The organism is Stenotrophomonas sp. GD04054, assembly GCF_029836955.1.
In the GTDB taxonomy this organism is placed as follows: domain Bacteria; phylum Pseudomonadota; class Gammaproteobacteria; order Xanthomonadales; family Xanthomonadaceae; genus Stenotrophomonas; species Stenotrophomonas maltophilia_A.
Genome location: NZ_JAOECR010000013.1, coordinates 29,053 through 41,780, shown reverse-complemented (window position 1 = coordinate 41,780; position 12,728 = coordinate 29,053). Strand labels below are relative to the sequence as shown.

The following is a 12,728-nucleotide window of genomic DNA, read 5'->3' as shown; positions in this document are numbered from 1 at the left end:
CGCTCAAGCATGGTCCCGCCCTTGGCCGCGATCACGCCCCAGCGCGAACAGCGATGTCATCGGGACGACGGTCTTCATCGCATGGCTGGCTTCGTTGAGCGATCCATGCCACTTGCGCCGATAGAAGTACGCCGCGCCCCAAGCGAGCCGGTGCACGACGCCACGCGCGATGGTTTCCGAGTTCCAGTACCAGTCTTCATAGCCGAATCCGGTCTGCCGTGGATAACAGGCCACATATGGGATTTCCTCGTAAAGCGCGCGCGTGGAGAATGCCGCGCTGATCCACGGATTGACGCTGAGCAGGGCGTGTTCGTCGTAATAGGGGCCCGTCTGGTCGACCTGCCAGTTGAACGCGCTGTACATGCCAAAGCTCAGCACCATTTCCGGGTGCAGCACGAACCGTCCATCCAGCTGCGCGGCTTCCTTCAGGTGCATAAGAAAGTAACGGGTCGAAATCAGATCATCGCCGTCCAGTGTGCAGATGTAGTCAGCGCAGCTGGCAGCCACGCCCGCATTCCGCGCCAATGCCAGATCACCAACCTGGGTTTCGACGACGGTCTCGCTGCCATCCAGGTCCGGATGATTGACCACGAACGCACGCGTCTGGGCATCTGCCCGATCCAGCACCAGCACCAGTTGCACCTCCACCCCCTGCTGGCGGGCGATGTTGCGCGACAGCGCGTAGGAACGCAACGTGGTATGCGCCAGTATCCCTTCTCCATGGAAGGTGACAATGGCACTCAGTGCCGGCACGTTCATTCGCCACTCCTGTGGCTCGGCCGCATCGCAGTGCACCGTTTACGACTGCAGTTCATTCTGCACCACCAGATTGTCATGGGTTACCACCGGGGCCGGAGCCAGCCGCTGGCGTTTCGTTGATCATACTTGCGGCCTGGAAGACTGAGTGAATACGTCAACCATTGACGGCATCGGCATAGTACTTCCCAATCAGCGCCCGCATGTATCCGGGACCCAGGGGGACGCCGCATGCCTGCGCCGCACGCTCGCAATCCGCTGTTTCAATCGGGAACGCTACGCCTTGGTCCAGAACCCGGTAATTGCCCTGCCGCCCAAGTACGCCCTCCATGCAACGCACGATCGCCAGCATGTTGGTGGAGCAGACATCGGCCAGCGACATCATCGGTGGGTACTGGTCCCGATGGCGCAGCACATGGGTGCCAAGTGTCGCCACGTCCTGGATGTCGATCAGATTACGTTCCGCCCGAGCCCACACGTCGAAGGGCTCGCCCGAAAGTATCCTCGAACACAGAAAATTGGTCAGGGTATGCGGATTGCCGCCCGTCCCCACCACCTGCGGGAGGCGGAACACCTGTCCACGCGCGTCGGCGAGAATGCGAGCCTCCATTGCCGCCTTGTGCTGTAGATACGGGGTCTGCCGTTCCGACGGGTTGCCGACCGCGCAGCTGCCGAAATAGACAATCCGCCGCAGCTGCTTGCTTGCAAGCACCTCGTCGAGCATGCGCTCTTCGCGCGCAAATGCGGCGCGCTCTGTTTCGGCCGAGTTCGACACGCCGGCAGCGACGATCATCGTCGTCTCATCCTGCAGCCAGTCGTCCACGAAGGCCGTGGCAACCAGTCCACGTCCAATAATCACGATGAGCGTCCTTTTTTATGGGTCAACGTCGCCGGTGCCCCCGGAAGATAGTAGGGAATCTCACGCAGCACGCCGGCAAAGTCGCCCCAGCCACGCCCCACCGCCAATGCGGCGTACTGCTGCTCCCGGCGGTTTCGGCGAAGCGCCGGACTATCGATGAGTTGCTGCAACTGCTCCACATACGCCGCAACGTCATCCGATGTGTCCACCAGGATGGAACGATCGATCAGGTCCACGATACCGCCCACGGCAGGGGCAACAATGGGCAAACCGGCAGCACTGGCGTCCAACAGTATCGTCGGCACCCCTTCCCATGAGGAGGTGAACAGGTAGGCCGCATGGGCCTTCCCTGCAATATCCTCGAACCGCGAAAATGAACCATGCAGTTTCACATTCGGCAGCCTCTGCAGTTCACTGATCGCCGGATGCACGCGGCCCAACTCAGATACACCGTACACATCGAAAGGCACTGACGGCATCGTCCGCGCAATGGCCAGCAGGACATCCGGCCGCTTCTGTCGATCAAAACGCCCCGCCCACAGGATCCGGGGAGCGCCGTCGATCCCAAAATCATCATCCTTGCGGACAACCGTGCGGTCATAGGGAAAACGAAGGACCGTGAACAATTGACGCGGCACACCGAGTTCCTGCACCCACAGGTCCGGGAATACGTCGTTGTCGCAGAACACCCCCGCAAGGTGCGTACGGCACTCACGCAGATAGCTGCGTGCGTAGCCGACGGGCACGCCATCGTTGTTACGGTCATCGCAGAAAAGCGAGGCGAACAGCCGCGACGCTTGGCGCAATGCCAATCCATGCAGCCTGAAGGATTCCCATGCAACGTGGGAATTGATGACATGGATGACCTTCGGCTGCATCTGCACCAGCAGCCGGGTCAACAACTGCACCCTGCCCGGCATTCCCATCGGCCCCAGCATCCGCCCGAAATGCAACACCCTGATGCCGGCAGGAATGCGATCCAGCCAAGGCGAATTGATGTCTTCGGTCAGGATCACCAGAACATTGGCCGCCGGCATTGACTCGACCCACGCTTTCAGGTGATACAAAGCTCCGCGGTCAGCACCACCCCGCACAAGCCACGGCACGATCAGCACGTGCGTGGCGCGACGGGCGCCCACGGCTGCAGCCAGCTCGCGATACAACGCTCCTGCCCGGGTATCGACGGGGACGCCATAGTGCCTGTAGTGGACACCGCAACCTTCCGGTCCAAGCAGCTCTGGCTCGAAGTGCGCCAGCGCGTTGATCTCACCCTCCAGCCACGCGGGCATCTCACGGCGCGCATGACTGATGCGTTTACCCGTGCTCTCCAGCCGCCTGCCCACTCCGCCCAGGATGCGTCCCAGTTCAGCGCGCGGATCACGCAGGAGCTGTCGAAAGCTCACGCGACGCAGCAAAGCCAGCAGCCGCCCGATCATGCATCCTCCCAACGACCGAAAAGGTCGCTTGGCGGCATGACGACCTGCAGCTCACTGCTGGTCGCGTTGACCGAGCCGCTCTGCTTCAACCGATAGAAGTAGGCTGTCTCCGGCACGGTCACATGCCGGAAGCCCGCGGCCACGGACTGGCAACTCCAATGCCAATCCTCATAGCCAAAACCGGTCTGTTTCGGGCGACACCCGACATAGGGAACCTCAGCAAACACATCGCGTCGTGCGAACACCGCACTGACCCATGGGTTCTCGGAGATCAGCATGTCGGCGGAAAAGTACGTGGAGTCCTGGTCCAGCTGCCAGCTGAAGAAGTTGTCCCTACCGAAGCTGACGACCACTTCCGGATGCAGGATCGTGCGCTCAGGCAGGCCGACCGCAAAGGCCATGTGACGCTGGAAGTACTCGCGGCTGATCAGGTCATCACCATCCAACGTGCAAGCATGAATACCGCGCGCGCGCGCCAGGCCGAGATTCCGGGCGAGTGCAGCATCCCCCACGGCAACCTCGATGATGAGCTCATCGCCCTCCAGATCGGGATGGTTTCGAATGATCGCCGTGGTCTCTGTATCTGCATTGTCCAGTACAAGCACGACTTCCACGTCGATCCCCGCCTGGCGGGCGTCCGCACGCGACTTCAGATAGCTGCACAATGCCGCGTGGGCAAACAGACCCTCCTTGTGGAAGGTGACTACAACACTCAGGCCCGGTGCCATGGGCTCACCTCCGCCGGAGCAGCGAGGTCAGCGCACGCAGCATCGCTCGCACCATGCGCTTCATCGGCAAGCGTTCCAGTGCCTCGGCCAGCCGGGACATCTCCGCCGCCAGCGATTCGGCCGGTAGGCACGGCTGCGGCGCGTTCCCCATGACCACGCCGGTCGCTGCCGCCAGCGTGCGCGCGGACGCCTCCAAGCGTGCATGCACCGCCTGCTGCCGGGTGTAGAGATCCAACAGGTCCGCGTTCTCCGCCTGGGCCTGGCGAAGCTCACCCTGCAATGCCGATTGCCTGGCCTCCGCGTGCTGGTGCGCCAGGTGGAAGGCCGCACGAATACCTGCAATCTCCTTGTCCAGGAGATCCTTCTGCAACTGGGCTGCCTCGATCACCTGCCGTGATTGCTCCAGTGCTGCCGTCAACTGATGATACTGGCCATCCAGCCAATCCTTCGCATCCTGCAATTGCTCCAGCCACAGCTTGGAGTGTTGCTGCTGGCTGCGGAGTTCGTGCAACTGCGTCCGCCAGGAACGGTTGCTCCATTGCCAGGCAAGGCCGGGCCGCAGCGGGACTTCAGCTGTCAGGCGCAGTGCCGATGCGAGGCAGCCCGCCTCGTCCATAACTGCCGCAAGTTCCGGAAGCGCAAACGTTTCAGGCGCATCGGCATTGCCGACCACCTCTCTCCAAAGAGATTGAGCAGACAACCGACGCGCCTCATCCAGCCCGCGCGCCCATGCCTCGCGAGCAGCCGCCACATCGCCCTGGCCGAATCGTATCCAGCCCAGGCGCACAGCCGCAGCAGTGGTTTTGGTTCCCAGCAACGGGCTGAACTGCAGTACATCGAACGCGAGGACGCGCGTGTAGCAGTCTGCTGCCAATGACAGCTCGCCATCTGCTTGATGGAGGAGCGCAGCGGCGAAGGCCAGTGAGACCTGCCAGCGCAACACTGTCGGGTTGGCAACGGGCAGGTCCATGTAGCGCTTGGCAGCAGCAAGCAACGCATCTCGCTTGTCGCCACCCGATGCGGTGGTGTCATACAGAAGCACGCAGAGCGCAGCGCCATAGTCGGCAGACGTATCAGGGCACTCGCGGAGCACCCTGTCAGCCAACTGCCTGCGCAGGCCTGCAGATTCCAGGCGGAGCCCCATTGCGACGATCAGGCGGACCAGGCTCGCATCAAGGTAGTCACGCTGGAATGCGATGATGTTCGGCGCCTGCAAGGAGGCATCGCGAATGACGCCATGTCCATTGATCTTGACCGCCATCAACACCAGCAGGTCCGCCGTTGCGGTAATGGTTGGATCCAGGACCAGGTGATCGTCAGCATCGCGCGGAACTTCCACGAACTGGGATAGACCTGCCGGATGATTCAGACCTTGCCACCATGCACGATCGATGACGAGGCCCTGTTGTTCCATCGCGTCCATCAGCGCACGAGCCTGGGCGCTACGTCCATCGTGAAGCGGGATCGCTACGACCAGGCGGCCACTACGGGCCAACACCGCCTGCACGTGCTGTAACCAAACACTCAGGTCCGAATGCTCGTGATCTACGCTTGTGATCACCACATCGACCGGCTGTGCGTTCTGTCGCCATGCCGAAGGCTCCAGCCATTCCACGCCTGGTTCCAGTTCCAGCTCCAGTGCAGGCTCCATGACCACGCCGAGCCAGCGACAGCGTGAATGCTGCTGCACGATGCGCCAGAGGCCGCGATCGCCTGCGTCCGTCGCGATCACCGCATCACCAGGCCGCACCAGTGCGGCGGCCAAGCCATGGTAGCTGGCCTTAAGGTCGACGCTCGGCTGCAAGGAATGCACGCCTTTCCGGCTGAGGGTCAGGACCGCTGCACCGGCAGGTGCACCTTCCAGTGCATAGGTGGCCGGATGCATCTGCCAACCCTGTGCGACCGCCTGCTTGACCCAGTCGGCCAGCTCCTGCGAGCACTCTGCCGGACCAATCAGCACCAGCGAATCCAGCGTGCAGTCAAGGGCGGACGAGCGTTCGACCGCATCACCTGCCCAAGCGATACCCAAGCTTCGACCAGGCAAACTAAAAACCCCTCGTGCATCTTCCACGACGTCGCAGCCCGCGGCACGCAGCGGGGCCGCCATCGCAGCCAGTTCCTGTCCTCGCAGGCAGACTCGGCTGGGGCCGACCGCTCGCAGGCAATATCCGGCCAGATCTTCTGCCAGTTGGGCATCCAACGTGGCAGCGGCAACGCATGGAGAGGAGTCACTCATCGTCGCGGTTATCCGTTGCCACCGGCGTGCGATGCGGCGTCGGTGGACAGTCGTCGAACCTCGGCCGACAACGCATGATATTGCGCATCCAGCCATTGCCGGGCGGCTTCAAGTTCCGCAGTGTACTGCTCAAGCTCGCTGATGCGTTGCATGTGCTCGTGGTACTTGCCGTCCAGCCACTGCTTGGCATCCATCAACTGGCGCACCTCACGGGACCCCAGATTGATCTGTTCGGCTCCATCGCCGGGACCCGAAGTAATCGCTCGGTCATCTTCGTCCGATGGCAGGACAGCCGATGTACCGAGCAATTCCGCCATGACCAGCGGATGCGACTCAAGCAACCTCTGCAATGCACCCGGGCTCGCCGGAGTGTCGTCGGTCATACGTTCGGAGGCGAGGTGCAATAGTCCCGCCGCTCTAGCGTCATCGGCACCAGAGGCCAGCGCTTCGCGAGCAGCTGTCCGCACGTGTTGCCAATGGACTCGAGCCTGCTCGTCATTCCCATCGACCACGTTCAGAATCGCGGACAGTGCGTGGGACGCCCCCCGCAACAACGCATCTTCGTCACCGTGCATTGCATCGAGCCGGTCCAGTGCATCGCCACGGCGACCCTCTGCAATCAGGACCTGAATTTCCTGCAAAGGACAGGAGACACCTTCGGAGAAAGCACCCGCCTTGCGCGCCAACACCAGCAACCATTCGCCATCGCACACGGGACCCTGGAGAGGGTCGATCTCCAGCATCGAGCGCGCAACAAGGTGGCGTTTCTGACCACCACCGGCATCCTGCAGCCACGCCTTCTCGATCTCGAAACCATTGCGTTCGAACTGCGCCACCAGCCGCGGCCAGTCATAAACATGGAAGTGGAACGGGTTGGGATCTTCGCCGGTCTCGTCCGACCAGTCATTGGGTACGCTGGCGTACACGCGCCCACGTGCAGACAACACTCGGTGCAGCTCGGACAACAACCGATCCGGCTCCGGCAGATGCTCCAGGGTTTCCACGGATACCGCGAAATCAGCAGACCCGTCGGCCATTCCGGTCAGATCCTGTGCATCGCCCACCACGAACGTAGTTGGCACAGGCGAAACCGGTGCGAAATTGGCGTTGGCATAGTCCACCGCATACTCGCTGGCATCAAGGCCGATGAACGAGGCGGCATGACTGTTGTGCGCCAACTGATAGGAGCCGTAGCCCAGTCCACAGGCCACGTCGACAACCCGGTCCCCGGGGCGGATGAACTGTGCTGCCTGCGCGTACCGCGTCATGTGCGCGTCGGAGCGACGGCCGGGTTCACGCGTCATGTCGGTGTGCAGATCCCGTTCTTCTTCGAGCGCCTTCAGCGGATAGACCGCCAAAGCAGCAGCAGGCACACGTTCGAAGGCAATCATCAGCAAGCCGGTGACTCGATCCAGCTCACCATAAGGCGCCACCCGCTCATTGAGTGGATGCTTCCGCCACTCCGTCTTGATGATTGCCGCTTCCCAGGCAGCACGGCTGGAAGTGGAGGCAGCATCACCCACAATCACCAGGCAAACCGGTCCTGCGATGTCCGACAGCAGTGCTGAAATTCTCTCGCTCGCGTGGCCCACATCCCCCTGCTCAAGCACGATGACGCCCGACGCGGCGCCGTGACCGACATCCTGCAGCGTCATGCCAGTCTGGCGAAGCCCCTGCAACAACGCCGAAGGTACGTCGCCGCGTAGTGCTACCGCGCCTGCAGGCAACCAGGAACGCAGCCGCTCAACTGCGACCCGCGCCGCAGCGGGTGTCAGGGCAGTGTTCGAAAGGGATGGAGTCATATCCATTGCAGTGCCTTCTTCGTTCAAGGGGTGGTGGCGACAGTTGCGCGCATGCGGAGGTCGCAGACGCCACCAAACGTGTATTCCTTCTGCCGCATCCCGACTTGGAAGAACGCAGCCTCGTCCCGCCAGTGCAGCATGCGCTGGGCACCGCCAAAACGCTCGAGCTCCTCGGAAACCGAAACCTGCACCTCGTAGAAATTGACACCCAGAGCGCAGTCGAATTCGAATCTCACAACAAACGGCTCATCGGCGGGGAACGTGGTCCCCCATACACCCGGTTGTTCACTGCCCTGCTCGGTCCATTGGCTGACATCCTGATTCAGGGTTCCCCATGAATAGAGCTTCACGCCTTCCTTGTTGCGCAGGCGGACATTGACGTTCAGTTTATCCATGGCCCGCGTCGGTCGCGCGGTGACCTCGATGATCGCGCGTTCGCGCGGAAGGAAGTACGCACATTCGTTGCCGTCGGTGTCCAGCACCCGCACATGTTCCACCACGCAGTCGAAGTCACCGAAGGACAGCTTGTCACTGCGCACCCCTAGCACAGGCGAACCGCCGTGCTCGGCAGGCTCGGCCACCGGGTCGGCATCCGACTGTGCCTCGATGGTTTGCCTGGCGTGCTGCAGGTGCTGGGCACTGATGGATGCGTAGTAATCGCGCTCATCGTCGTGCAGCTGCTTGCGGTACTCCAACACGACCTCCGAAGACGGGCCGGCCACGCGCACGGTGCCGTCACGAAGCAGGATGGCATGGTCCGTGAGCGTACGGATCGACTCCTGATCGTGCGACACCAGCAGCAGCGTGCAGCCGTTTGCACGCAGCGCCTCCATCTGCTGGAAACAGCGCTTCTGGAACAGCGCATCACCCACCGCCAAGGCCTCATCGACAATCAGGATGTCGGGCTCCACCTGAGTCTGCACTGCAAACGCCAGTCGCAGCATCATGCCGCTGGAGTAGGTCCGCACCGGCTGGTCGATGAAGTTGCCGATGTCGGCGAAGGCGGCGATGGCATCGAAACGCTGCATCACCTCGCGCTCGGTCAGGCCCAGGATCATGCCATTGAGAACGACGTTCTCACGCCCGGTGAAGTCTGGATTGAAGCCGCTGCCCAGCTCCAGCAACGCGGCGATACGACCATTGACCTGCGCCGAGCCGGTGGTGGGGGCCAGCGTGCCGGCGATGATCTGCAGCAGGGTCGACTTGCCTGAACCATTGCGTCCGATGATGCCCACCGCGTCACCGCGCTTCACCTTCAGACTGACGTCGCGCAGCGCCCAGAATTCGCGCCCGCGCTGACGAGAGGACCATTCCCCTTTGCCAGGCAGCACACGGCCAAGCCGGGGCAGCAGCATCTGCAGCAGGCGATCCGACGGCTTGTCGAAAATATTGAAGACCTTGCTGACATTCTCGATGTCGATAACCAGATTGTCAGACGACATCGGCGAAGGCCCTCCGGGTCCGCTGGAACCACCAGTAACCAAAGACATAGATCCCTGCCGACCAGCCCACCGCCCAGGCGTAGTGCCCCCAGTCAGGCAAGGTGCCGGTTACGATCAGCGCGCGGGTCTGCTCGACATAGATGGCCAGCGGACTGAGGCGCATCCAGTTGCCGATGGCCTCGGGAAAGATGATCGACGGATACAGCACGGGAGTAAGGTACTGCAGCACCCGCGCCAGCAACCCGGCGATCTGATCCACGTCGCGGAAGAACACGCCCAGGGAGGCGAACAGGTAGGTCACGCCCATGGTCAGGGCCAGCAATGGCACGATCAGGAGCGGCAGCAGCACGACCTGCCAATGCAGCCCGAAGCTGCTGAACAGCAGGAACGCCACCAGCGCCACCGTCGCCACACCTGCGTTGTACAGGGAAGACAGCACCACCACCGGCGGCAGCACCTCCAGCGGGAACACCACCTTCTTCACCAGATTCGGATTACTGAGCACCGCAGTGGGCGCACGCGTAAGCGACTCAGCGAAGAAGTTGTAGACGATCAATCCGATGAACAGCAGGACAGCGTAGTCAACCTTCGTATGGGTTTCGATGCCTTTCCACTTCGCACTGAAGATTGTGGAGAAGATGATCGTATAGATGGCCAGCATGATCAGCGGCACAAGCACGCCCCATAGCGCACCCAGCAGCGAATCCTTGTACTTCTTCTTGATGTCACGGCCGGTCAGGCTCAGCATCAATTCGATGCGCCGGCCCATCATGCGGTGGCAGCCTCCAGCGCCCGTTCCAGATCCACCTGCAGATCCCCCAGATCCTCCACACCCACGCTCAGCCTTACCAGCGCGTCGCTGATGCCCAGCTGTTCGCGGCGCGCCACCGGGATCGACGCATGCGTCATCACCGCCGGGTGGTTGACCAGGCTTTCCACGCCGCCCAGCGACTCGGCCAGGGTGAACAGCTCGGTCTTCTCGCAGAAGCGCTTGGCCGCCTCGAAACCGCCCTTGAGCACGATCGAAACGATGCCACCGTAACCGGCCATCTGCTTGCCGGCCAACTCATGCTGCGGGTGCGACGGCAGGCCCGGGTAGATCACCTTTTCCACGGCCGGGTGCTTCTCCAGCCACTGCGCCAGGGCCAGCGCATTGGCGCAGTGCGCCTTCATGCGCAGCGGCAGGGTCTTCAGGCCACGCAGGGCCAGGAAGCTGTCGAACGGGCCCTGCACGCCACCCACCGAGTTCTGCAGGAAGGCCATCTGCTCGGCCAGTTCAGCGTTGTCGCCGACCACGACCATGCCGCCCACCATGTCCGAATGGCCGTTGAGGTACTTGGTGGCCGAATGCAGGACCAGGTCCGCACCCAGTTCCAGCGGACGCTGCAGCATCGGCGAGGCGAAGGTGTTGTCGACCACCACGATCAGGCCATGGCGCTTGGCGATGGCAGCGACCGCGGCGATGTCGACGATCTTCAGCATCGGGTTGGTCGGGGTCTCGATCCACACCATCTTCGTCTTCGGCGTGATGGAGGTTTCAAACGCCGCAAGATCGGTCAGGTCGACGAAGCTGAAGTCCAGCCCGGCGGTGCGGCGACGCACCCGCTCGAACAGACGGAAGCTGCCGCCGTAGATATCGTCCATTGCCACCACATGGCTGCCGGCGTCCAGCAGCTCGATCACGGTCGAGCTGGCCGCCATGCCCGAAGCGAAGGCAAAGCCGCGGGTGCCGCCTTCCAGCGACGCCACGCAACGCTCATAGGCGAAGCGGGTCGGGTTGTGGGTACGCGAGTACTCGAAGCCCTGATGCTCGCCCGGGCTGGACTGGGCGTAGGTCGAGGTGGCGTAGATCGGCGGCATCACCGCGCCGGTGCTGGGGTCGGGCGACTGGCCACCGTGGATGGCCAGGGTAGCCAGGGCCAGGGCGCGATCCTGGGAAGTTGCGTTGGACATGTTCTTTCCTGAGGGGCGCCGACGCACGGCGCCATCGAAGGTGCGGAAGTCTACCAGCGCGGCCTTAACGACCTTTGACGCGGATAAACCAGGATTCAGCAGTGAACGTCGGCGATCAGCGGCTTACTGCACGCGACGGCGCAGATAGTTCAGCAGGTCGATACGGGTGATCAGGCCCAGGAAAGTGTCGCCGTCCATCACGATCGCCACCTGGCCGCGGTCGAACACCGGCAGCAGCGCCTCGATCGGCGACTTCACGTCCAGCCGGTCCAGCTTGCTGACCATCGCGGTGGCGACGGTGTCGCGGAAGCGTGCCTCATCGCCATACACGTGCAGCAGCACGTCGCTTTCGTCGACGATGCCGACCAGCTGCTCGCCGTCCATCACCGGCAGCTGCGATACGTCGTACAGCTTCATGCGCTGGTAGGCAGTGGTCAGCAGGTCGTTCGGACCGATCACCACGGTGTCGCGCTGGCCGTACGGGCGCAGGATCAGGTCGCGCAGGTCGCCGTGCTGCGGGCGTTGCAGGAAACCGTTGTCCAGCATCCAGTAGTCGTTGTACATCTTCGACAGGTACTTGTTGCCGGTATCCGGCACCAGCACCAGCACCTTCTTCGGCGTGGTCTGCTCCTTGCAGTACTTCAGGCCGGCGGCCAGCAGGGTGCCGGTGGACGAGCCACCCAGGATGCCTTCCTTGCCCAGCAGTTCGCGTGCGGTGTGGAAGCTCTCGGCGTCGCTGATGGCATAAGCCTTCTTGACGCGGCTGAAATCGGAGATCGACGGCAGGAAGTCCTCGCCGATGCCTTCCACCAGCCAGCTGCCCGACTTGTCGTTCAGATTGCCGTCGTTGATGTACTCGGCCAGGATCGAACCGACCGGATCGGCCAGCACCAGCTCGGTCTTCGGCGACAGCTTGGCGAAGGCACGCGACAGGCCGGTCATGGTGCCGGAGCTGCCGCAGCCGAACACGATGGCGTCAAGGTCGCCGCCCATCTGCTCGAGGATTTCCGGGCCGGTACCGAATTCATGCGCGGCCGGATTGTCCGGGTTGCCGAACTGGTTGATGAAGTAGGCGCCCGGGGTCTGCTCGGCGATGGTCTTGGCCAGGTCCTGGTAGTACTCCGGATGGCCCTTGGCCACGTCAGAGCGGGTCAGGCGCACTTCGGCGCCCATCGCCTTCAGATTGAAGATCTTTTCCCGGCTCATCTTGTCGGGAACGACCAGAATGAGCTTATAGCCCTTCTGCTGGGCCACCAGCGCCAGGCCCAGGCCGGTGTTGCCAGCCGTGCCCTCGACCAGGGTGGCACCGGGCTTCAGGTCGCCGCGCTTTTCCGCCGCCTCGATCATCGACAGGCCGATGCGATCCTTGATCGATCCGCCCGGGTTGGCGCTCTCCAGCTTCAGGTAGAGCTCGCAGACGCCGGTGTCCAGGCGCTGGGCCTTGACGATCGGGGTCTGGCCGATGAGTTCGAGGACGGAAGAATGGATGGGCATTCGGAGGACTTTCGGTTCGCGC

The 12,728-nt window shown here is 62.7% G+C and carries 10 protein-coding genes; all 10 read right to left on the bottom strand.

Annotated features, from left to right (window positions below):
* Positions 1–3 precede the first annotated feature (3 nt).
* A complete protein-coding gene (locus N7573_RS08520; RefSeq protein WP_050509787.1) occupies positions 4–759 on the bottom strand; it encodes a glycosyltransferase family A protein in 756 nt (251 codons plus the stop codon).
* A gap of 154 nt (positions 760–913) precedes the next feature.
* The gene (locus tag N7573_RS08515; RefSeq protein ID WP_050509786.1) at positions 914–1,615 is read right to left on the bottom strand and encodes an NAD-dependent epimerase/dehydratase family protein; all 702 of its coding nucleotides are present in this window, start codon (positions 1,613–1,615) and stop codon (positions 914–916) included.
* On the bottom strand, positions 1,612–3,051 hold the full coding sequence (locus N7573_RS08510; protein ID WP_279912368.1) for a glycosyltransferase family 4 protein: 1,440 nt from the start codon (positions 3,049–3,051) through the stop codon (positions 1,612–1,614). Before N7573_RS08510 ends, N7573_RS08515 begins: the two co-directional genes overlap by 4 nt.
* Complete coding sequence (locus tag N7573_RS08505) at positions 3,048–3,779, bottom strand: glycosyltransferase (protein ID WP_279912369.1); 732 nt, start codon at positions 3,777–3,779, stop codon at positions 3,048–3,050. The genes N7573_RS08510 and N7573_RS08505 overlap by 4 nt, the downstream gene beginning before the upstream one ends.
* A gap of 4 nt (positions 3,780–3,783) precedes the next feature.
* Positions 3,784–6,015, bottom strand: coding sequence for a hypothetical protein (locus tag N7573_RS08500; RefSeq protein ID WP_279912370.1), 2,232 nt, complete (start codon positions 6,013–6,015; stop codon positions 3,784–3,786).
* Positions 6,016–6,023: 8 nt separating this feature from the next.
* Positions 6,024–7,823: a methyltransferase domain-containing protein gene (locus tag N7573_RS08495; protein WP_107432732.1), complete on the bottom strand. Its 1,800-nt coding sequence runs from the start codon at positions 7,821–7,823 to the stop codon at positions 6,024–6,026.
* 17 nt (positions 7,824–7,840) lie between these two features.
* Positions 7,841–9,259 (bottom strand): ABC transporter ATP-binding protein, encoded by a 1,419-nt coding sequence (locus N7573_RS08490; protein ID WP_032127975.1) that lies wholly within the window; start codon positions 9,257–9,259, stop codon positions 7,841–7,843.
* On the bottom strand, positions 9,249–10,031 hold the full coding sequence (locus tag N7573_RS08485) for an ABC transporter permease (RefSeq protein WP_080291756.1): 783 nt from the start codon (positions 10,029–10,031) through the stop codon (positions 9,249–9,251). Before N7573_RS08485 ends, N7573_RS08490 begins: the two co-directional genes overlap by 11 nt.
* Entirely contained in the window at positions 10,028–11,212 is a 1,185-nt protein-coding gene (locus N7573_RS08480) for a cystathionine gamma-synthase (protein WP_279912371.1), read from the bottom strand. Before N7573_RS08480 ends, N7573_RS08485 begins: the two co-directional genes overlap by 4 nt.
* Positions 11,213–11,335: 123 nt before the next feature.
* Positions 11,336–12,706 (bottom strand): pyridoxal-phosphate dependent enzyme, encoded by a 1,371-nt coding sequence (locus N7573_RS08475; protein ID WP_032127973.1) that lies wholly within the window; start codon positions 12,704–12,706, stop codon positions 11,336–11,338.
* Positions 12,707–12,728 lie beyond the last annotated feature (22 nt).